The organism is Enterococcus sp. DIV1537a, assembly GCF_051712085.1.
In the GTDB taxonomy this organism is placed as follows: Bacteria; Bacillota; Bacilli; order Lactobacillales; family Enterococcaceae; genus Enterococcus; species Enterococcus faecalis.
The window spans coordinates 17,295-37,859 of record NZ_JBIOOE010000002.1 but is presented as its reverse complement, the minus strand read 5'-3'; the positions used below and the strand labels follow the sequence as shown (position 1 = coordinate 37,859).

Sequence of the window (20,565 nt, the reverse complement as noted above, 5' to 3'; positions counted from 1 at the left end):
AACGGACATAATAGAATATAAAAGTTTGTTAAAATTCCCTCTTAACTTGTCAACCTTCCTCAACTTAATTTTTTATCTATTTTCTGACATGGATACTTTTAAACTTTTATTTATTTCGCAAAAAAATAACATATCAAAATACTAAATATTCTATGTTTTATAGAATATTTAGTATAGAAAAAGTAAAAGGATAATTCTGTAAAGTAAATATGGAAAAATCAACTTAATATCCAAATTTTTGTGAATATTGTACAAATCATTTCAATATTAATCAATACATCAGTCGGACCTTTCGAAATCATCGAATCAATTGGAAAAATCATCTATTAAAAAGTTCAAGCTTGGCTGAAAAACGCCAAGGAAAACAACTCGAAAAATACTGGAAGTTATTACAAAAAATCAAGAGAAGTTGGATAGTTTAAACCGCCGTTGGGGCCCTTCGTTTAAAACTTATTTGACCGAAACAGAGCTTGTGGACAGGCTGATTTCCTATAACGTTGAGTTAACACAAGTCTACACATTGTACCAAGTCTTTTTGTATGCCGTTCATAAACGCAACCAAACGTATTTTGGTGCCTTGCTTACGCAAAGTGTTTCTCACTTGCCAGCTACTTATCAAACAACTATCCGAACCTTTAAAAAATACCAAAAATAAATTCATCATGCCTTGAATTATTCTTATTCGAATGGACAATTGGCGTGTCTAAATAATCATATCAAAGTGTTAAAGCGGAATGCCCATGGTTTTCGTAACTTTTATAATTTCAAATTACGTATTTTCATCCAACAATGACAAGCTATACAAACCAAATAAAAAAATCCAGAAGTTAGATTTCTAGGTCTAACTTCTGGAGGTCGGCTCAAGTTCAATATGTCTCATTTTGATTTTTTACAACTCATAAGTCCTTATTGACAAAAAGTCTAAATTTGTAGAGGATCTGACCTAAGATTGTGAGACAGGAATAAAAAAGCATTTTCCTAGACTGCTGATTTCCGATAGTCTATCGGCGATTGGTAGTCTAGTTTTTGTTGAATTCGACTTTCATTATAATAAGTAGTGAGGCATGAAACGATTCGATGCAGGCATTATCTGAAGGTGTCCCTTTGCGGGACATACTCATGGTAATGCCTTTTGTTTTTATTTGATTCTGGTAGTCAAAAGAAGTATAAACAGAGCCCTGATCACTATGCAATAGACAATCCGTTGTTTGGGGCAATTGATCAAGTGTATCCAGAACAAAAGCCGTATCTTGCTTATCACCGATGGTATAGGCAATAATTTCACCATTGTATAAATCCATAATTGAAGACAAATACAATTGCTTTTGACCAAAAGGCAGATAAGTAATATCTGTTACCAATTTCTTTAAAGGAGCGTCTGAAGAAAATTGTCTATTTAGCTTGTTCTCGACAACCGTGTAAGGTTGTCCCACTTTACTGCGTTTCTTCATTTTCACGCGACAATTCCAATGATATTTCTGCATAATCTTTTGTACGGTGTTTTTGTTTACTTTGTATTTCTGATTAATCAACGCAGTAATCTTTCGATAGCCATATCGAAACTTATGCTGGAAGCAAAGTCGACGAACGGCTTCTTCAAGAGGTGTTAACTTTCCCAAGTCTTTTCGATGAGTCCAACGATAATAAGTAGCTCGCGAAACGCCGAAAAGTTGACACAATGCAGTAATGGTTATTTTTTCTTTCATTTTTTTAACTAATTCTACAAATATTTCTGGCTCCACGTCCTTTCCAATTCTTTGTACTTTTTTAGCACCTCACTATGCATTTTTAAATAGTTATTTTCATTTCTAAGCTGTTGTTCATTTGATAGAATTTCTGGACCTTTACCATAAGCATATTGTTTTCCAACGGGTTGAACCAGACGATGATTCTCGCCATTACGGTACCAACGCCACCATGTTTCAATTTGTGTTTTGTTTTTAATGCCTAATTCTTCCATAATCGTTTTTACAGGAATATTCTCTTTTTTCATCTGTATAGCCATTTCTTTGATGTGGATCGGATAAGACACTCGATTTCCCATTGAAAAAGCACCTCCTAGTTAAATTCATTTTAACGTGAATTCAACAAGAGGTGCTTTTTTATTTTGTCTCAGTTTATTGGGTCAGTTCATAAATACTTTACGAATTCTATTTATTTATAGTATTTAACCAAAAGCATTTATTCATGCCTTTACTTTTTCTAATATCTTCTTCAAGCATATTATTTACATGTTTGTATGATGAACCTAACTTGTCTCTGCTTTTTTCAAGTAATATTTCGGCCTCTTTATACTGGCCTGTCCTCACCATTTTTTTTAATTCATTTACTAATCGTTCATAAGACATAATATCAAACCTCTCAAAATAATTCTGAATATTATAAATCAAACATACATTATCGATTCTCTCAAAAATTAAAATCTCTTCTAAATTTAAATACCGACTTTAGCGTTCCGTTTTCTCCATATATATATATTCTCTCAATGTCTATTTCTTTTTTTAAAAGGCTAACTACATACATTCGATTAGCATTGTTTATAGAAATTTTCAACCTATACAGTATGTCATCTAAAGAAAGACCTCCTGCATGGTTCTTTAAGATAACTTTCACTTGGTTTATTTTGGTTACAAACATTCCCATTCCCTCTTCTCTAAATTTATAAATAACTCGTATTCAAAAAAGCTCATCCATTCTACTTCACTCATCATCGATTAGTATTCAGTCTACAATCATAAAAAATATTACTTATCAAAAAAACATACCAACAATTAACTTAAAAATAACAATTACACTCTACTCCCTTTCATAAGAGATAGCTTTAACTATATGAATTTATTCTGTCCGATAATTAGGGGTAAGCATTTTTAATTTTTCTACATCTAATATATATAGCTTCCTATCCCTAACACTAACTACTCCTTTTTTTTCTAAAACAGCTATATGTCTAGTAACATATGATCTTGATACTGCAGAAAAACTAGCTATAAAATTATGATTTACATATTCTGGAAAAGTATATCCTTTATATTCATCCAACCCAAGTTTTTCCACCAAAAATAACAATGCGTAGTTAATTCTTTCCGCACCCTCCGATAACATAGCCTGCCAACTAATATATACAACAGTTAAATAATATTGAGAATACACAGCGAATATATAATATAATTCTTTCGCATATCTTTCCAATATGAATGAAGGAATTACAACTAATTCTACATCTTCTAATACTTCTATTTCCCAGACCACAGGTATTTCCCCTGACAAAGTAGATAATCCCAAAACCTCATCCTTCACGAGCACATCTAAAGATTTTTTATTACCTTCATAATCATTAAATGATCTCATAATTACTCCTTTGCGTATATAAAAAATCTTTTTCTCCGTAATATATGATTCAATCTTAGAACCTTTTTTGAAAGTAAGTCTTTTTAGGTCTTCTATAATAAAATCTTTTTCTAATAATTTAAAAAAACTTTTATTATTAGAAACATATTTTCGTTCTATAGAGCTAAGCGTATGTCTAATCATAAAATGATTCTTCCCCTCATGTTGTATTTCAATACTTACAAATGAATATCTAATATGATTATACCTACAGCAAAAAAACATGTAAGTTCCTAGAGAACAGAAAAATATAGAATAGAGACTAAAAAAAGAGAGCGTTTAAAACGCGTACCATTTATTCTTTAATACCCAGCAATCTTTCAATTCCTCCAAATATAGTTTTTCTCCAGAGTTTAAAATCATACTAAAACTAGAATTGCTGTTGTATTCCATAACATCTGGTTTTGTAACTACATATATCGACTTACATCTAGCTTCTTTATCAACAATAGTTATTGCTGATAAAACTCCATCAGCCCAATACCTATCTATTCGATTCAATTCTTTTATATCATCTTGTAAATTATTTAATAAGCATAATCCTTTTTCTTCTTTTATAGATATAATTGAAATATAGTTCATAGATATTGCTAATATTCTTAAAACACATTCTCTAGCTACGATATCTGGATATACCAGAGTTCTTTCATAAAACTGATTCGACTTTTCATTGTACATTTTAACTGTCAACAATATATATAAGTCTTTGAAATTTTTTTTGTCATAGATATCAACATTTCCCCTTCTTAATTCATTAATTACAGAACTTTCAAAAGTACTATTATCAGTTAAGAGTATACTCCTGAAAACTTCCCCATTTTTAAAAGTCATAACTGTGTTACCTTTATCAAAATTTTATGTGTTTATAATCTTTTGGCTTGTAACATCAAGCGTATATATAATATTTGTTCTATTCCTGAATCAATTATCGTAAAGCTTGTTGACTCAGATGTTGATAAATTTTTACTAAGTACATCGCTCTTCGTTAACACATTATTATCTGTTAACGAAATTTTAAAAAGTTCATAGTATATGACTTACTTTATTACAATTTTTTTCATATATCTTCAATCTTCATTCAACAAAATCTATAATCAACCTACCTGCTTAACTCTTACTATGTCTAAATACTAAACTTAATTTAATATACAGAATAACACTTGTCACGTTCCTAAGTAACAATAAAAAAATATAGATTGGCTAAATACTATACAAAAAAACAAGTTATCTAAACTAAAAAAATACACTGGAGGATTCTTTGTATCAAGTTTTCAACATTGAATCTATTCAAAAGAGGTAAAATAACAAATTTTCGATTTATATCTTACAGGAAAACCTATATTTGAAATCATTCGAGAGTACGAGCTAACCACTTCTACCTTTGATAAATAGGCAGGCAGGTTCAATATACTAGTTATTTTAAGGAAAAAGACAGTCATATCCTAGAGCGACAGCAGTTGATCGCTTTGCGAAAGAAAAATAAACAGTTGGAAATGGAGAATGATATTTTAAAGTAATAGGCGCTGATATTCGGAAGAAAAAACAAGTACTTTATGCCAACAAACTAACATAATCGCTATCAGCGATGTTCATAACGAACCAAAACAGGCGAATTTGTCGATTCAAAGTCAGTCATCGAAAAATTGGGCTTTTGATGATTATGATGAAGTAATGGGAATTGCGTTTAACCTACACCTTCGCTAATTTTAAGGTGCCTAATTCATCTTGTAACGAAACTAAAACAGCAAATTTATTAGATCGAAGACTCTCAAAAGAAACGCCACTGGGAATAATCATTACCACTCTTACCTATATGCATATTGGTAGATATTAGCATTATCTAGTATGTATTTATAAGATGATCATTCGTGGTTCCTGCAGAACAAACAAAAGTCAAAAAACATGTTATAAGTATAGGTAGTAGTTAATTTTTTATAATTAACTACTACCTATACAATGAGTGAGTAAAACACAAAAATATTACTATGCGTCGCCTTCTATAATAATTGCTTTCTGTATATTTACTCACTCATTGTCAGTATTTTTTCATATCTAAGGATACGCTCTCTTCATGAAGTTGTGTCATATCGTAAAATCGAAGAAAGCCTTTATGTCCGATATATCCATATTTGTCACACAAATATTTATCCTTGGGTACAAAAATACGGTAGAATTCTTTTGAAAGAAAATATTTTCATGACAGGAGTCGCTCGCCAAAAAAATGTTTCTGTTTCTTTTGCTCACTGCATACTGAGACGATTTCACCAAACTCTGAATCTGTTTAAAAGAACCTTACCAATGGTTCTTTACTTTGATGAAGTTAAATCTATTCGTCAGCTTTCTGGTGCCATGAGTTTTATCATTTTAAATGGCCAAACAAGAAAATCACTTGATATTGTTAAAAACCGACAATTGCCTTATTTAGAACGTTATTTTCATCATTTCCATATTGTTCAGCACATCGGTCGGACCTTTCGAAATCATCGAATCACTTGGACAAACCACCTATTAAAAAGCTCAAGTTTAGCTTAAAAACGACAAGGCAAACAATTCAAAAATACTGGAAGTTATTACAAAAAAATTGGGATAGTTTAAATCCGCTGTTGGCGCCCTTCGTTTAAAACTTATTTAACATAAACAAAGCTTGTGAACAGACTACTTTCCTATAGTGTTGAGTTAACACAAGGCTATACCTTGTACCCAGACTTTTTTGCATGCCATTCATAAACGAAACCAAACGTATTTTTATGCCTTACTTACGTAAAGTATTTCTCACTTGCAAGCTACTTATCAAGCCACCTTACGAAGCTTTAAAAATACCAAAAACAGATTCATCATACATTGAATTATTCTTATTCGAATGGACAATTAGAGCATCTAAATAATCATATCAAAGTATTCAAGCAGAATATCCGTGGTTTTCGTAACTTTTATAATTTCAAATTTTCGTCCAAAAACGACAAGCAATACAAACCAAATAGAAAAATCCAGAGGATTTTATTCTCTGGATGTAACGCGATTCTACAATTTCTCTTTACAAACATTATTTGACAAAGATCCTATGTATTTGTCTACGAAAAAAGCTTGAAACTCAAGCTATGTATAAATTTTTTAAACGCTCAGAGAAACCGTTCAGAGAAATTCAGTTCTTATACCACCATAAGAACTGAATTTTCTTCTTATCTAAAGATATCCCGCCTCTCGATGTCATTTTTATAGAATAACATGATATCTCTTTATTATTTAATAAATACAAAATTTTGTCATTTTAGCTAAGAAAATAACCTCCCTACAACTTAATTCAACAGTAAAAAACATTTAATTTGTGCACTATTTACATTTCTATCCGTTTCTATAAAATTGATATAACAAAATGACCAATAAAATACTTAAGAAAAAATAACCAATTATTTTAAAAATTAAAAACAATACCATGCGAACCTCTTTTCTAAACAGTAGGTAGTTTTAAAATTAATTGTGTGTGATAATTAATGTAAGTAATTTTTATTTTTTGAACGTCAACTATTCACTATCTATCACTAGCACCCATTCTATATATTATTTATTTAAAAAATTTTTTTACTCACTAATCTTTTTAACTCTTTTATCTGGTTAAATAAAAAATATATATCATTAAAACATTTCCGTTGTTCAATTTGATTATATATATTTTACTTTTTTCTTATGATATTCACTAAATGAAAAAATTGCAGTTATTTTCAATATCCATGAGGGGAAAGTATGCGAATAATCCCACCGCCAGCTAATGAACTTATCTCATCCATTGCTTTATTATCAGTTAATTCCAATTTCGATTCAACTTAAACTGACGAATAAACCGTTGCAAAAGAACGTTCCCAACTAAAATATAGATTAAAAAGCTTAATAAAACAAACGCTAAAAATTCAAAAGAATCTACATTATCATCTACTAATAGTAATGCTGTTATTATACCCAAATTTAATATGCTGTTTTCATTTTCACTAAATTACACCTCTATTCTAATCTTACTATTTCCTAATGCACATTCGCCAGCAGCCAGCCTAATTATTTTGGATAAAAAAGGAGCCTTTTTACTCATTTGCAGAGAGGTTAATAAGATAAAAAACTATATGCATCATACAACACGCATCTACTCCGTGTATGTTCCTAAGTCACACAAAGCAATAGTTTTATTATACTTAACAACCTATAGAATCCTGACTATCTACTTACAATGTCTAGTTAATTTTCTCTTATATATACATTTTTTATTAAAACAATTTGGAGAATAGAAACTATCAGTATGCTAACAAATCGTAAAGTATACGAATCAATTATTTACATATCTGGATTTAACAAATCTAATTAGCGTAAATAGTTGGCTATTTTACACAGCTAGTCATAGTTCCTAAGGAACAAACAATGACTGAAAATTGTAATATAATTTTTTTAGGTGCTAATTATTTCCAGATTAGACACTACCTCAAAAAAACCGACTACAATATAGTTTGTTATACCTCCCAAGTTGCATCCATTTTTTAACTTTTCATTTAATATAATCAATCTATACTGTAGTCGGTTATTTATTTAATCCACTATTTCCCCTGCTAACGCAACGGTATAATTAAGCAACCCCTATCCATGAACATCCATCGAATAAAGTTTATAAACCTTTGAATAAAGACTCTGATGAAGCTCTAATCGCTTCATCAGTTTTGGAAGAGTAGTTTTCTTTCGTCTAAATCATACCAATTTCTACTTCGCCATTGTTTGGGTTTATACTTAAACAGATTTATAAATAGTTCTTCATAATATTCTTTCATATCATTTAATGATTCTTCTCCAGGTACTTCTGCATAAATTTCTTCTAAGCTATATTTAGAATGTTCCTCACCATTATTTTTCTCAAAATCTATCATACATGTAATATTATTCAGTCTACTATGATAAAGAAATACCTTTATTCGTCTATCTGTATCTTTTTGAAGTATATATAGCAAATATAAATATACTTCAAAAATTAATCTAGACAAAACACCTATTGAATCATATCTATTTAACGAACAAATCTACAAATTGTCTCTGCTCTATCAACCACATTCGTTATCTAAAGTTTGGTAAGTTTTCTATTCCTGTGTCAACTTTTAGTATACTGGCTCATAAGAAAGTATAGAGCCTTTATTTTACATTCCCCATAAAAACAATACGAATTAATGCATAACCCAAACAAGATTTTCTTTTTCACTAAAGTTCGCTTTAAAATCTTCTTTTTCGATAGGGACAATCACTTTTTCTGTAATTTTTACCAATATTTCGCCTACAGAAACCTCTATAGCTCCTGTAGGTAACGGAATCATTACGCAGCCAGTTGTTTTAAACTTTTTTGTTGGTGTAATAGGATAGGGAGACACAAATTGTTCCAGAAATTCAATTTTACTAGGCTCATAAATAATATACTCGAAAGGGATATTGTTAAAACAATAATGACGGACATTTTGATTCATCGATGGGGCATACGTTGACAAAATACGTGCTCGTTTACTGGTTATTAACTGACTAACTGTCGTTAAAGTACCATTTTCTAATTCAATATACATACTTTCCCAATATTTCATCGGAACTTTTACATGCTTACTAATTTGAGAAGGAGCAACACCTAGAAGCCTTGCTACCTGATCTATGTCTCGTGCATAAACTAGATACTTCGCTCCATCTTTAATAGTTATCTCAAATAATTGCTTCTCTATTTTTCTAATAGCCGACACTAACTTAACCTCTGTTAGCTCATCTTCATTGATTATGGCTTCTTCTTGTTCTTTTTGAATCTTCTTTAATGCCCGTTCTTGTTTCAATAAGACTTGTTCTTGCTTCATTAATTTCTTGTACTGCTCACATAACAAACAATAAGGATCTTTTCCTATTCTATGTTCTATTAGGTCAATATCTGATTCGTGTTTTTCTTGCAACAATGCTGATTTTTTTTGCACTTGTTGTACTGTCAAAGCCATGTATACACCTCGCTATTTTTCTACTAAAATGTATTCGCCTAATTTGAGTTGGTATTTTCGATTACAAAGACTACGTCTAAAATGTATGTGCCTTGGATATATACTAATAAAGTAGACAGATTTATAAATGGTATACTGTCTATAAGTAAACACAAAAATGAAAAGAAGAACGTTTCTGTCCAATTACAAAAAATACGATGGAGATTTCAAAAAAAGCTTGGTCAATCTTTATTATGGTGGAAAAACTCAATCCAGTTTATGCAAAGAATATAGCGTCTCACAAACAGCCATCTCACGATGGATCAAACTCTATTCTGAAGTGGAAATGGAACCAGGTGAACTTCTGATTGCTAAGCAAGTAAGAGAACTTCAAAAACAAAAGGCTGCTTTAGAAGAGGAGAACCTTATCTTAAAAAAGCGATTGCCATATTCACGCCACACTCCACCAATGACTAAGAGCTATCTCCTTGCTTCAATCAGAACACACTATTTCTAAGTTATGTCGTGTCATGAAAGTCAATCGTAGTACGTTTTATAAATATAACAACAGAAAACTTTCCGCTCGCTTTCGTGAAAATCAAGAAATAAAACGGTTGATTCTCCAGATTTATACAGAAACAAACTATCGATTAGGTGCTGCTAAAATACAAATTCTTTTACAACGTGAACATGGTGTTTCTATTAGTATCAACCGAGTGTACCGTCTAATGAAATCAGTGAAATTACCGAAAATGGTGACCGCGAAGCCAAAATTTCGCTATCATAAACCTACGGTTTCTTTGGCTTGTCCTAATTTAGTACAACAACCATTTGAAACAAGCCAGCCCAACAAAGTATGGATAAGTAATATCTCTTATATTCCAGTAAAAAATGGATTCGTTTATCTTTGTGTTATTTTGGATCTTTTTTCTAGGAAAGTGATTGCTTGGAATGTATGCAATAAAATGACGACGAGTCTCGTTTGCGATACCTTAGAAAAAGCGGTTAGTAAAAGAAAAACTACAGCTTTAGTTATCTTTCACTCTGATAGAGGATCACAATATCTTTCAAACGCTTCAAGAAAAATTGGTGATTGTTCCCTGTTATGAAGTGACCTTTGTCAATAGTCAATTTTCTCATAAAAATAAGTCTTTTGATGGCGTACAAAAACTCCAGAAATAAGATCTATCGACAGTCAACCACTCTTTTATTCGTGGATTGGTTACCTCAGGTTAATGGTCCGTCGTTAGGCTCTTATAATCTCCAAGCGTGGATCACAGACCTTGTCGTCTTTTTGGATAGCTAATCCATCAAAACGGATCTGTGCCAGAAGAGGGAAAACGTAGATAGCCAGACCTGCGTCTATCTCTGAAGCTTTTCTACGCCATCAATTTATTTTTTTGTTCAACTGTTGCGCGGTTCACTCCAACCCTTTCATTTTTATTTTTAAATTATTTTTTGTGTTTCTATCCCCCAGATAAAACAAGCTAATTCTCTTGCTACTGCTGTAATTGCTACATTTCTGGGTTTTCCTTGATAAATCATTCGATGGTACTTTCTTTGTAATCGTTCAATGGCTTGGTCTGCGTAGGCAATCACCTTGCTTTCTTGTCCTTTTTGTCTTGCTTTTACTCGTTTTGATTTCATTCCGATGGTACCTTTTACTAATGCGTTGGCACATTCGACTAGCGTAGACCTTACGGTCGAATTCCCTTGTTTCGTAATACCACTTCGATTCACTTTTTCGCCACTGGACTGCTCACTTGGCGTTAATCCTAAATATGCGGTAAATGCTTTTACTGTTGGAAACCTTGTGAAATCTGATATTTCAACGTGAACCGTCATTGCCGCCGCTGTATCAATTCCTTTTAAACATCTTAATTGTGCCACTGGTTCTTCGTATCTTTCCTGGTGTAACAAGTCTTCTATTCTTTGGCTAAAACGCTCAATTTTATCTGTTAACACATCATATTGTAATAAATACTCTTCAAGCGTTTCTTTTAATAATCCTATTAATTTCAAATTTGTTAGCCATTTCATATGGGCAATCGTCCAACTTGATTTCCCTTCGTACTTCAGTCCGTGTCGTAATAAAAATGCTTTTATCTGTTGCTTAATTTTCTTTAATGATTTCTTGAAGTCATCCATCATCCGAATGTATTCTTTTACGGAAACATCCTCTTCATCTGGGACGTAAACTTCTCTATACGTATTGTTTGCTAAGTTTAGTGCAATCATTTTGGCATCCAAACGATCATTTTTTACAACTTTGTTTTTTGAAGAACGATACATTGTTGTTGGTGCTAATATTTCACAGGCAATCCCCAGATTATGCAGTGAATACACTAGACATCCTGCCTCATAGCCAGCTTTAAATTGAATTTTTTCTTCGTGTCTCTCAGCTATTTTTTTGATAAATTTTTTTACCAGTTTTACATCAGAAGCACATCATGCTTCTCCTAAAATTTCACCTGTTACTCCGTCTAATGCACATAAGTTAACTGTTTCTTTGTGGACATCCATTCCGATATAGACTATATTTTCCATAGTGGCCTCCTATTGTCATAGGGTAATAACCCATTAATAATTTTTCTCTTTAAGTTATTATGAGTTTAAATCCCTGACTTGACAATCTAGAGGGGTCACTTCATATTATCTCCCACTCAAAATTAGCTTATCCATGGGACAATGCTGTCACTGAGTCTTTCTTCAAATGGATGAAACATGAAGAATTGAAACGCCACAGTTTCTCTTCCTTGGAAGAGGTCAAGCTTGCTTGTTTTAAATATATTGAAGGATTTTATAATCCTAGAAGACCTCATTCAGCCATTGATATGCTTTCTCCAAATCTAAAAGAAGAAATTTATTGGCAATCCCACTAAAAATATTCTCTTTTTCTGTCTACTTTATTGACATTTATCCACTAAAATTTTTTGAAATTCGGGACGATTCGTATCTTTATCATAAATTTTATTCAAACTCTTTTTTTATAGTTCAACCTCTTAAGTGTGGACTATAAAAATAAGAACCTGTATCTTGAGTAATACTTACATAGTTATTTACATAGCTATTAGCTCTTCAGATATCCTTTTAACGTATCAATAGCCATGTCAGTATCTAAGTCTGTTAAAGGACTAGCAATACAAACCAAATAAAAAAACCAGAGGATTTCCTCCTCTGGACGCGACATAATTCTACAATTTCTCTTTACCAATATTATTTGACAAAGAGCCAAAAGAACCTATATTTATTAATTCACAAATCAATTTTCTTCCTATAACAAATTAAACTTTACATTCCAATACGCATTGTTCAATTTGTTTAAAATTTTTTTGTTAGAGTATTCATTGACACTATAAGTGTATGCATCTATATTAATTTTACACTCGTACACTCCTTTATGAAGTCCTTTCAGAGAACTCTTATCAAATTCAGGTTTAACAACCGCTTGACCAGACTTAATTAATTTTGATTCATAAATTAACTTTTCATTATCTTCAACAGTAATTGATATTTTATATTTAAAAAATACTTTACTATTACTTTTAGGATTAACTAATTCTATTGGTATTCTTTGTTGCGACGCATCCATTTGTATATTTTTTTCATAGGCAGGGAAAATTATATTACTTGATATATTATTTTCGTACTCAGTATTATAATTAACTGATCCTTGTTCGATATTTTCATCAGTAAAAAATTTTTTCCACAAAAAAAATAGTACAATTATTAGGATAAAGATTATTAAAAATTTTTTCTTTGTATCTTTGTCTTTCAACATCTCTCTCTCCCTTATCATTCTTATACCCTAAAAGGTATGTAAAAAACTAATCGGAATTATAAAAATATATTTCCGATTAGCTTTTAATAACAACTGGTTCTATTTCAAAATTATTTATCATAGATACCAGCACTAATTTTATTCCACTACAATATTAGATGCGGACCAAGAAATAACAGTTTCTAGGGATGCAGCTTTTGTTACTGGTTCTTGACTAATAATATTGCCTAAATCTGATTGAAACATGATTTCAAATTTAGGAGATACAGCCCCTGACTTTTCTGTTTTAATTATTACTGGCTGCTGAGCATCGAAAGTATTTTTACCGTCAGCCAAAGTTTTACCTTGTTCTGATAAAAACATATTTAGATATGACGCTTCGACATACTTATCTTGGAATTTTGGAAATAAATCATCTAAGCTTACTCCCGAATTACCATCTATAGCTTTAGTTATAGAATTATCATGTAATATTGGCATCCCTTTTCCAATTAAATCTGGCGTGTATTCAATTGAAAACTGATGATTAAAGTACGGATCAATATAGTCTCCTGAACCATCCACTTTAGTAATCCCAAGTGTTCCTGTAGCTTGATATCCTTCATTTTTAGGCTCTAATTTAACCGTTGCAGGTACACTTAAAGCCCACGGCTCTGGTCCTATTTCAGCTTCATAAGTGATTTTAGATTTCCCAACTTGTTTTTCCTTGTTTTCATCCGCAAATACCGAGCTAGAATTTAATCCTAAACTCATAACACATAAAGCTACAACTCCAATTATTTTAATATTCATTTTAATCACCTCGTACATTATTATATCGTAAGCCGCTCTTCAAAATAAGTTCCTCAGGAACCTTAATTAAAAAATTGTATTTTAGGATAATTTGATCAATGTAAATCCAGCATGCATTAAATGCTTCCTATCCAAAAATATGATTATCATGGATATACATCTATACCATCGAATTACTTGGACAAACCGCCTATCCTATTAAAAAATTTAAGTTCAGCTGAAAAACGACAGGGGAAACAGCTCAAAAATACTGGAAGTTATTACAAAAAATCAAGAAAAGTTGGATAGTTTCAACTGCCGTTGGAGTCCTTTCTGTAAAAATTATTTAACCGAAGCAGAGATTTTGGACAGACCACTTTCCTATAGAGTTGAGTTAACACAAGTCTCCACGTTGTACAAAGACTTTTTTCATGCCATTCATAAACGAAACCAAATGTTTTTTGATGCCTTGCTTACACAAAATATTTTTCACTTTCCAGCTACTTATAAAACAACTATACGAACTTTTAAAAAAATACCAAAAACAAATTCATCATGCCTTGAATAATTCTTATTACAATGGAAAATTGGAGTGTCTAAATAATCATATCAAAACGTTAAAACGCACAAGCAATACTGAGTTAGTCAAGAAAAGTTGACACATAAAAGTCTATTTTTTCTGTATCTATTTTTGTGTCTCCGTTGACAAAGTCAAGTTCAAAATATGTTGAATGAGTGAGACACCTACTAATGATTCATGTGGACGAACAAACATGTAGTAATTGTCAATGTATTCACGAACAATTCGTTTAGCTTGTACCAATGAATGAAAGACGTGCCACTTTAATTCTTCTCGTTTTAAAATGCTGAAAAAAGATTTAATCACGGCATTATCCCAGAAATTAACCTTACGGGACATGCTCTGAGTCCATTTTAATATCTCAAGCTTATGAACTACTTTTTACTCGTAAATTGACTTACTTGGTCGCTATGAAATAAAACATGTTCTCCAGGTAAATTTATCCGTGCTTGATCAATGAATTCTGTAACCATTTCAGCTTCACAAGTCAAGGCAGTTTTGTAGCCAACGATTGAACATGTTGCTAGTTCTAATGCTGCACATAAATAAATCTTTCTTCTGTTATGCAGGGGCCATTCCGTAATATAGCGCACAACACGAGGCATTTCCTGTACGTTATCCGAGATTTCAAACTTTCTATCTAGCTTGTTTTCAAAGGATTTATGGGGTTTATTCTTCTTTTTATAGGTTTTAAAAATTTTAGAAACAAGTCCATGGGATTTAAGGACAGATTTAACAAAACCTAGGGATAGCTCGTGCTTTTGATTAATTAGATAGTCATATATTTTTTACCACTCATTTTTTGATTGAACTTAAAGAAGGTGTCAATGACAAGGGTTCTAAGTTCGGTATATTTCTGCTGTCTAGACGTAGGTTTACGTTGGGTAAAGCGATAATATCCCTGACGGGATAAGTTTAAACGTTGACATAATCATTTAATTCCAAATTCTTAATGGTTCAGGTGGATAAACGGAAATCTTATAGGTTTTGGCTCTTGGCAAAGAAGGCGGTCGCTTTTTAGGAATTCATTTTCCTTTTTAAGTACTTTAAGCTCTTTTTCAAGTTCCCGCTGTCGCTAATCTAAGTCAGACTGCTTATCTGAGCGCCCTAATTCATAGGTATCAATCCATTTTTTGATTATTTCCTGACTTAAGTTAAATTCTCTGGTAACACTTGCTTTTGTTCGGACTTCTTCAACCACTAGGTTGACACAATGTTGTTTAAAAAGATTCTTCATATCTCATTGGAATATTCACCTCATCTAAAGTTTGGTAAGTTTTCTATTCCTGTGTCAACTTTTAGTATACTGGCTCATAAGAAAGTATAGAGCCTTTATTTTACATTCCCCATAAAAACAATACGAATTAATGCATAACCCAAACAAGATTTTCTTTTTCACTAAAGTTCGCTTTAAAATCTTCTTTTTCGATAGGGACAATCACTTTTTCTGTAATTTTTACCAATATTTCGCCTACAGAAACCTCTATAGCTCCTGTAGGTAACGGAATCATTACGCAGCCAGTTGTTTTAAACTTTTTTGTTGGTGTAATAGGATAGGGAGACACAAATTGTTCCAGAAATTCAATTTTACTAGGCTCATAAATAATATACTCGAAAGGGATATTGTTAAAACAATAATGACGGACATTTTGATTCATCGATGGGGCATACGTTGACAAAATACGTGCTCGTTTACTGGTTATTAACTGACTAACTGTCGTTAAAGTACCATTTTCTAATTCAATATACATACTTTCCCAATATTTCATCGGAACTTTTACATGCTTACTAATTTGAGAAGGAGCAACACCTAGAAGCCTTGCTACCTGATCTATGTCTCGTGCATAAACTAGATACTTCGCTCCATCTTTAATAGTTATCTCAAATAATTGCTTCTCTATTTTTCTAATAGCCGACACTAACTTAACCTCTGTTAGCTCATCTTCATTGATTATGGCTTCTTCTTGTTCTTTTTGAATCTTCTTTAATGCCCGTTCTTGTTTCAATAAGACTTGTTCTTGCTTCATTAATTTCTTGTACTGCTCACATAACAAACAATAAGGATCTTTTCCTATTCTATGTTCTATTAGGTCAATATCTGATTCGTGTTTTTCTTGCAACAATGCTGATTTTTTTTGCACTTGTTGTACTGTCAAAGCCATGTATACACCTCGCTATTTTTCTACTAAAATGTATTCGCCTAATTTGAGTTGGTATTTTCGATTACAAAGACTACGTCTAAAATGTATGTGCCTTGGATATATACTAATAAAGTAGACAGATTTATAAATGGTATACTGTCTATAAGTAAACACAAAAATGAAAAGAAGAACGTTTCTGTCCAATTACAAAAAATACGATGGAGATTTCAAAAAAAGCTTGGTCAATCTTTATTATGGTGGAAAAACTCAATCCAGTTTATGCAAAGAATATAGCGTCTCACAAACAGCCATCTCACGATGGATCAAACTCTATTCTGAAGTGGAAATGGAACCAGGTGAACTTCTGATTGCTAAGCAAGTAAGAGAACTTCAAAAACAAAAGGCTGCTTTAGAAGAGGAGAACCTTATCTTAAAAAAGCGATTGCCATATTCACGCCACACTCCACCAATGACTAAGAGCTATCTCCTTGCTTCAATCAGAACACACTATTTCTAAGTTATGTCGTGTCATGAAAGTCAATCGTAGTACGTTTTATAAATATAACAACAGAAAACTTTCCGCTCGCTTTCGTGAAAATCAAGAAATAAAACGGTTGATTCTCCAGATTTATACAGAAACAAACTATCGATTAGGTGCTGCTAAAATACAAATTCTTTTACAACGTGAACATGGTGTTTCTATTAGTATCAACCGAGTGTACCGTCTAATGAAATCAGTGAAATTACCGAAAATGGTGACCGCGAAGCCAAAATTTCGCTATCATAAACCTACGGTTTCTTTGGCTTGTCCTAATTTAGTACAACAACCATTTGAAACAAGCCAGCCCAACAAAGTATGGATAAGTAATATCTCTTATATTCCAGTAAAAAATGGATTCGTTTATCTTTGTGTTATTTTGGATCTTTTTTCTAGGAAAGTGATTGCTTGGAATGTATGCAATAAAATGACGACGAGTCTCGTTTGCGATACCTTAGAAAAAGCGGTTAGTAAAAGAAAAACTACAGCTTTAGTTATCTTTCACTCTGATAGAGGATCACAATATCTTTCAAACGCTTCAAGAAAAATTGGTGATTGTTCAGCTAATCCATGGAACAAAGCTTTAACTGAGTCTTTCTTCAAATGGATGAAACATTAAGAAAAAATTTTATACTCCTAGAAGACCTCATTCAGCCATTGATAGGATTTCTCCAAATCTAAAAAAAGGAATTTATTGGCAATCCCATTAAAAACATTCTCTTTTTCTGTCTACTTTATTGACATTTATCCAATCTTTCTTGACTCACAAAAAAGACCCCTCGAAATCCCGGAGAATTAAAGTCGCTGAAACCATTCTAAGGAGGAAACAAGACGTCCTATACGGAACTTATAAAACAAAAACTATAAAATAGTAACCATATTTTGACAAAACATTATTGGGGTTTCGTAACCCAATTAACCGTTCAATCGTAAATAGTTCCACCAATCAGCGTAATCAAACCTATTTTAAGGCTTTCACTTACCAACTTATTATCAAGCAACCTTTATTCACTACCCATAATTTTACTTAATACAGCTGTCAAGACCCTACTTACGTCTTAAAAGATTTTTGCTCCTTTGTTTTCTTTGTAGCGTACTGTTACATCAGCTCATGCGACTGAAGTTGCTTATCTCATATCCCATACATATGTTCCAGGTTTCGTTCCATTGTGCATACTCATCAACTTTTCTGTAGTTAGTGACAATGGATTTTCTGGAACATGCCCATCTAAGTCTGACTCATACTTCCATTTGCCTGTATAAGAATCATTTTCTTCTGGGATATATAAATTTACATCTCTGTTAAATTTAGTGTGTCGTCCTAAGGTAATACTTCTTATGTTCTTAGCGAACAACATAGAATCTAGTTCTGTTATGCTTTCTGTATTCCAGCCGCTTACATCTAATGTAGTTAATTTACTATCTCCACTAAACATATCCCTCATACTTGTCACTCTACTTACATCTAACTTATCTAACCCATCAATTTCGGTTAATAGTGGTAAATCAGAAAATACTCCATTAGAATTCTCATACGCAATAACTGTGCCTTCAAATACAATTTTTTCAATTAGGTCTGCATGCTCTTTCCAAGGTTCTGAATCCTCATCAAATTCACCGTCTCTAATGTGTAAGACGCCCTCAAAATCAAGCATCCACGGTGCTGTTCCATATGTTCCAGCTCAATTTCACCGTTTCTTAGGATTTTTGGAGTATTTGTTTTTCCTTTAGTAGATAATGTACCAGTAATCATTTTTGAACTAGAGGTAATCGGGCTTGTCACGTTCTCTGATTCATCCACACTGCCTAATGTAGCGTCTGCTTTCGGTAGACTTTCTTCACTGACTCCATTTGCCAGTTCCTGAGGAGCCTCTTTCGAGCTCTCCCCTAAGGGGCTTAATACCTTATTTTCTATTGCTGTTGTGTCTGCTGTTACGCTTATTGTTTCATCTGTTGCGCCTTGCGCAGAAACAGAAATTCCCTGTCCTACAACAGGAGCCATAATAATAATGTGCTAAATATGCTTATATATCTATGCTTCATATTGTTTTCTTTCTTCCTTTCAAATTTAGTTGTCACTCAATAAAACATAACAAAAATTTTTCTTTTAGCATGTTCCTGAGGAACGGAAAAACCTATGATTTACAGAACTGAAGAATCAGAATTTATTCTTCAATCTTATATTTTTTTCAGTTCACCAATGCTTAATGAGTTAGTCAAGGAAAATAGACTTTTCTGTGTCAACTTTCCTTGACTAACTCATTAAGTAATGTTGCATACAGTATTAGCGTTAGCGTAAAATAATTATTGGAAAAAATAAAAAGAGATTTCTCCACATATGCTAAAAACGAGAGTGGGACAATAGTCCTTTCTCAAAAAAACTAAGTCCGATTTTGATGATTACTTTCAAAATCGGACTTGGTTTTTCATTTTTACGTCGCTTTCTCTCCGTATATTTCCCTAATTTTCTTAAATTTAATGCCATGAGCGCCAAGCCAATGTCAATCTTGGCTCCTTGTTTCCCTCGTAAGTGGAAACGTTGGAACGCCAAATGAGCCTTTAGGTGGCCAAACACTGGTTCGACATCGATTTTCCGTTTCCGATAAATCGAACCTGTTTTTTCCTCCAAAAGCTTCTTTTTACATTCGGCTTTGAAATAGCGCCATGTATTATTCACTAAAATTTGTCGGTTTTGCTCACTTTTTGCTTTCGTACATTGACTACGAACAGGACAATCTCGACAATTTTCACATTCATAAATTTCGAAGTCACTTACAAATCTGCCTTTATCTTTTCTTCGACTATATCGCTTGAAGGGAACTGCCCGCTGATTAGGACAAATATATGTATCTTTTTCTTCCAAATAGCACCAGTTATCAACCATAAAAGGATTGTTTCTATAGGTCTTTTTATTTTCTTTATGATAACTAGCATAGGTGATTAATGACATTTTATGCAAGACATCATTGATATACGTATAATTTTCTTCACTTCCATAGCCGGCATCCGCTACAATATACTCGGGTAATTCGTTGTGTTGTTCCAAAAAGCTGTTTAAAAATAGATTTAAGGTTTTTGTATCTGTTTTAGAAAAACTATTTCGCTCTTGAAAAAGGCGGTTATAGGTTTCATATCTTTGTTTTCTTGGTAAATAATCCGCTTGGATTTTGCGTAGATATTTTTTGTAGGTTCTTCTTTTTTTCTTTAATTGGCTTTGTTTTTCTTTCTTTTTTTCATTTTGTAGTTGTTCTTCTGTCTCCACTAACTCTGTTTCCAAGTGATGCGCGATTTCTTCCAACATGTTTAATAAAGAATGCTAGTCATCAACATGATCAACACTGAGATTCTTAAAGTATCTTTATGAAAATCAAGTATGCATAGCTTGAATGGCCTACCAC

At 32.3% G+C, this 20,565-nt stretch carries 24 protein-coding genes and 2 pseudogenes; 10 read left to right on the top strand and 16 right to left on the bottom strand.

Annotated features, from left to right (window positions below):
• Positions 1-409 precede the first annotated feature (409 nt).
• Both IGJ41_RS13820 and IGJ41_RS13815 read left to right on the top strand, forming a co-directional pair.
• Positions 410-655, top strand: coding sequence for a hypothetical protein (locus IGJ41_RS13820; RefSeq protein ID WP_438714703.1), 246 nt, complete (start codon positions 410-412; stop codon positions 653-655).
• 12 nt (positions 656-667) lie between these two features.
• Positions 668-793 (top strand): transposase, encoded by a 126-nt coding sequence (locus IGJ41_RS13815; protein WP_438714701.1) that lies wholly within the window; start codon positions 668-670, stop codon positions 791-793.
• Positions 794-978: 185 nt separating this feature from the next.
• Here the strand turns inward: IGJ41_RS13815 and IGJ41_RS13810 are convergent.
• From IGJ41_RS13810 to IGJ41_RS13790, 5 genes and pseudogenes are all read right to left on the bottom strand, one after another.
• Positions 979-2,044, bottom strand: a pseudogene (locus tag IGJ41_RS13810) (IS3 family transposase).
• Between the two features lie 106 nt (positions 2,045-2,150).
• On the bottom strand, positions 2,151-2,348 hold the full coding sequence (locus IGJ41_RS13805) for a hypothetical protein (protein ID WP_438714699.1): 198 nt from the start codon (positions 2,346-2,348) through the stop codon (positions 2,151-2,153).
• Positions 2,349-2,409: 61 nt separating this feature from the next.
• The gene (locus tag IGJ41_RS13800) at positions 2,410-2,637 is read right to left on the bottom strand and encodes a hypothetical protein (RefSeq protein ID WP_438714697.1); all 228 of its coding nucleotides are present in this window, start codon (positions 2,635-2,637) and stop codon (positions 2,410-2,412) included.
• Between the two features lie 198 nt (positions 2,638-2,835).
• Entirely contained in the window at positions 2,836-3,531 is a 696-nt protein-coding gene (locus tag IGJ41_RS13795) for a Crp/Fnr family transcriptional regulator (protein ID WP_438714695.1), read from the bottom strand.
• Between the two features lie 135 nt (positions 3,532-3,666).
• Entirely contained in the window at positions 3,667-4,218 is a 552-nt protein-coding gene (locus IGJ41_RS13790) for a hypothetical protein (protein ID WP_438714693.1), read from the bottom strand.
• Positions 4,219-5,565: 1,347 nt separating this feature from the next.
• On the opposite strand from IGJ41_RS13790, the gene IGJ41_RS13785 reads away from it, so the two are divergent.
• Together IGJ41_RS13785 and IGJ41_RS13780 are read left to right on the top strand one after the other, a co-directional pair.
• A complete protein-coding gene (locus IGJ41_RS13785) occupies positions 5,566-5,919 on the top strand; it encodes a hypothetical protein (RefSeq protein WP_438714691.1) in 354 nt (117 codons plus the stop codon).
• 297 nt (positions 5,920-6,216) lie between these two features.
• Positions 6,217-6,438 (top strand): transposase, encoded by a 222-nt coding sequence (locus tag IGJ41_RS13780; protein ID WP_438714800.1) that lies wholly within the window; start codon positions 6,217-6,219, stop codon positions 6,436-6,438.
• A 1,640-nt stretch (positions 6,439-8,078) separates the two neighbouring features.
• Here the strand turns inward: IGJ41_RS13780 and IGJ41_RS13775 are convergent.
• Positions 8,079-8,438, bottom strand: a complete 360-nt coding sequence (locus tag IGJ41_RS13775; protein ID WP_438714798.1) for a DUF5677 domain-containing protein — start codon at positions 8,436-8,438, stop codon at positions 8,079-8,081.
• A gap of 141 nt (positions 8,439-8,579) precedes the next feature.
• Complete coding sequence (locus tag IGJ41_RS13770) at positions 8,580-9,377, bottom strand: hypothetical protein (protein WP_438714677.1); 798 nt, start codon at positions 9,375-9,377, stop codon at positions 8,580-8,582.
• Between the two features lie 157 nt (positions 9,378-9,534).
• On the opposite strand from IGJ41_RS13770, the gene IGJ41_RS13765 reads away from it, so the two are divergent.
• The gene (locus IGJ41_RS13765; protein WP_438714675.1) at positions 9,535-9,873 is read left to right on the top strand and encodes a transposase; all 339 of its coding nucleotides are present in this window, start codon (positions 9,535-9,537) and stop codon (positions 9,871-9,873) included.
• Entirely contained in the window at positions 9,845-10,465 is a 621-nt protein-coding gene (locus IGJ41_RS13760) for an IS3 family transposase (RefSeq protein WP_438714689.1), read from the top strand. The genes IGJ41_RS13765 and IGJ41_RS13760 overlap by 29 nt, the downstream gene beginning before the upstream one ends.
• A 337-nt stretch (positions 10,466-10,802) precedes the next feature.
• Here the strand turns inward: IGJ41_RS13760 and IGJ41_RS13755 are convergent, their stop codons facing one another.
• Positions 10,803-11,771, bottom strand: coding sequence for an IS110 family transposase (locus tag IGJ41_RS13755; RefSeq protein WP_438714796.1), 969 nt, complete (start codon positions 11,769-11,771; stop codon positions 10,803-10,805).
• Positions 11,772-12,007: 236 nt separating this feature from the next.
• Here IGJ41_RS13755 and IGJ41_RS13750 point away from each other — a divergent pair, with 236 nt between their 5' ends.
• On the top strand, positions 12,008-12,238 hold the full coding sequence (locus IGJ41_RS13750) for an integrase core domain-containing protein (protein WP_438714794.1): 231 nt from the start codon (positions 12,008-12,010) through the stop codon (positions 12,236-12,238).
• Positions 12,239-12,630: 392 nt separating this feature from the next.
• Here IGJ41_RS13750 and IGJ41_RS13745 read toward each other — a convergent pair whose 3' ends face one another.
• Both IGJ41_RS13745 and IGJ41_RS13740 read right to left on the bottom strand, forming a co-directional pair.
• The gene (locus IGJ41_RS13745; RefSeq protein ID WP_438714687.1) at positions 12,631-13,137 is read right to left on the bottom strand and encodes a hypothetical protein; all 507 of its coding nucleotides are present in this window, start codon (positions 13,135-13,137) and stop codon (positions 12,631-12,633) included.
• A 138-nt stretch (positions 13,138-13,275) separates the two neighbouring features.
• Positions 13,276-13,929, bottom strand: a complete 654-nt coding sequence (locus IGJ41_RS13740; RefSeq protein WP_438714685.1) for a hypothetical protein — start codon at positions 13,927-13,929, stop codon at positions 13,276-13,278.
• A gap of 410 nt (positions 13,930-14,339) precedes the next feature.
• On the opposite strand from IGJ41_RS13740, the gene IGJ41_RS13735 reads away from it, so the two are divergent.
• Positions 14,340-14,567 (top strand): transposase, encoded by a 228-nt coding sequence (locus IGJ41_RS13735; RefSeq protein WP_438714683.1) that lies wholly within the window; start codon positions 14,340-14,342, stop codon positions 14,565-14,567.
• A gap of 26 nt (positions 14,568-14,593) precedes the next feature.
• Here the strand turns inward: IGJ41_RS13735 and IGJ41_RS13730 are convergent, their stop codons facing one another.
• From IGJ41_RS13730 to IGJ41_RS13720, 3 genes are all read right to left on the bottom strand, one after another.
• Positions 14,594-14,827 (bottom strand): integrase core domain-containing protein, encoded by a 234-nt coding sequence (locus IGJ41_RS13730; RefSeq protein WP_438714681.1) that lies wholly within the window; start codon positions 14,825-14,827, stop codon positions 14,594-14,596.
• Positions 14,828-14,862: 35 nt separating this feature from the next.
• The gene (locus IGJ41_RS13725; protein ID WP_438714679.1) at positions 14,863-15,093 is read right to left on the bottom strand and encodes a hypothetical protein; all 231 of its coding nucleotides are present in this window, start codon (positions 15,091-15,093) and stop codon (positions 14,863-14,865) included.
• A 759-nt stretch (positions 15,094-15,852) separates the two neighbouring features.
• Positions 15,853-16,650, bottom strand: coding sequence for a hypothetical protein (locus IGJ41_RS13720; RefSeq protein ID WP_438714677.1), 798 nt, complete (start codon positions 16,648-16,650; stop codon positions 15,853-15,855).
• A 157-nt stretch (positions 16,651-16,807) separates the two neighbouring features.
• Here IGJ41_RS13720 and IGJ41_RS13715 point away from each other — a divergent pair, with 157 nt between their 5' ends.
• Positions 16,808-17,146 (top strand): transposase, encoded by a 339-nt coding sequence (locus IGJ41_RS13715; RefSeq protein ID WP_438714675.1) that lies wholly within the window; start codon positions 16,808-16,810, stop codon positions 17,144-17,146.
• Positions 17,118-17,786, top strand: coding sequence for an IS3 family transposase (locus tag IGJ41_RS13710; protein WP_438714673.1), 669 nt, complete (start codon positions 17,118-17,120; stop codon positions 17,784-17,786). Before IGJ41_RS13715 ends, IGJ41_RS13710 begins: the two co-directional genes overlap by 29 nt.
• Positions 17,787-18,294: 508 nt before the next feature.
• Here IGJ41_RS13710 and IGJ41_RS13705 read toward each other — a convergent pair.
• From IGJ41_RS13705 to IGJ41_RS13695, 3 genes and pseudogenes are all read right to left on the bottom strand, one after another.
• Complete coding sequence (locus IGJ41_RS13705) at positions 18,295-18,822, bottom strand: BspA family leucine-rich repeat surface protein (RefSeq protein ID WP_438714671.1); 528 nt, start codon at positions 18,820-18,822, stop codon at positions 18,295-18,297.
• A complete protein-coding gene (locus tag IGJ41_RS13700) occupies positions 18,738-19,169 on the bottom strand; it encodes a hypothetical protein (protein WP_438714669.1) in 432 nt (143 codons plus the stop codon). The genes IGJ41_RS13705 and IGJ41_RS13700 overlap by 85 nt, the downstream gene beginning before the upstream one ends.
• Before the next feature lie 302 nt (positions 19,170-19,471).
• Positions 19,472-20,471, bottom strand: a pseudogene (locus tag IGJ41_RS13695) (transposase); the annotation flags it as partial.
• Between the last annotated feature and the right edge of the window lie 94 nt (positions 20,472-20,565).

What these genes read in the sequence shown, in the direction of transcription:
- IGJ41_RS13805 (WP_438714699.1), bottom strand. Translation starts at nt 2,348, where the DNA reads ATGTCTTATGAACGATTAGTAAATGAATTAAAAAAAATGGTGAGGACA.
- IGJ41_RS13800 (WP_438714697.1), bottom strand. Translation starts at nt 2,637, where the DNA reads ATGTTTGTAACCAAAATAAACCAAGTGAAAGTTATCTTAAAGAACCAT.
- IGJ41_RS13795 (WP_438714695.1), bottom strand. Translation starts at nt 3,531, where the DNA reads ATGATTAGACATACGCTTAGCTCTATAGAACGAAAATATGTTTCTAAT.
- IGJ41_RS13790 (WP_438714693.1), bottom strand. Translation starts at nt 4,218, where the DNA reads ATGACTTTTAAAAATGGGGAAGTTTTCAGGAGTATACTCTTAACTGAT.
- IGJ41_RS13770 (WP_438714677.1), bottom strand. Translation starts at nt 9,377, where the DNA reads ATGGCTTTGACAGTACAACAAGTGCAAAAAAAATCAGCATTGTTGCAA.
- IGJ41_RS13765 (WP_438714675.1), top strand. Translation starts at nt 9,535, where the DNA reads ATGAAAAGAAGAACGTTTCTGTCCAATTACAAAAAATACGATGGAGAT.
- IGJ41_RS13745 (WP_438714687.1), bottom strand. Translation starts at nt 13,137, where the DNA reads ATGTTGAAAGACAAAGATACAAAGAAAAAATTTTTAATAATCTTTATC.
- IGJ41_RS13740 (WP_438714685.1), bottom strand. Translation starts at nt 13,929, where the DNA reads ATGAATATTAAAATAATTGGAGTTGTAGCTTTATGTGTTATGAGTTTA.
- IGJ41_RS13735 (WP_438714683.1), top strand. Translation starts at nt 14,340, where the DNA reads ATGCCATTCATAAACGAAACCAAATGTTTTTTGATGCCTTGCTTACAC.
- IGJ41_RS13730 (WP_438714681.1), bottom strand. Translation starts at nt 14,827, where the DNA reads ATGTCCCGTAAGGTTAATTTCTGGGATAATGCCGTGATTAAATCTTTT.
- IGJ41_RS13725 (WP_438714679.1), bottom strand. Translation starts at nt 15,093, where the DNA reads ATGCCTCGTGTTGTGCGCTATATTACGGAATGGCCCCTGCATAACAGA.
- IGJ41_RS13720 (WP_438714677.1), bottom strand. Translation starts at nt 16,650, where the DNA reads ATGGCTTTGACAGTACAACAAGTGCAAAAAAAATCAGCATTGTTGCAA.
- IGJ41_RS13715 (WP_438714675.1), top strand. Translation starts at nt 16,808, where the DNA reads ATGAAAAGAAGAACGTTTCTGTCCAATTACAAAAAATACGATGGAGAT.
- IGJ41_RS13705 (WP_438714671.1), bottom strand. Translation starts at nt 18,822, where the DNA reads ATGCTTGATTTTGAGGGCGTCTTACACATTAGAGACGGTGAATTTGAT.
- IGJ41_RS13700 (WP_438714669.1), bottom strand. Translation starts at nt 19,169, where the DNA reads ATGGCTCCTGTTGTAGGACAGGGAATTTCTGTTTCTGCGCAAGGCGCA.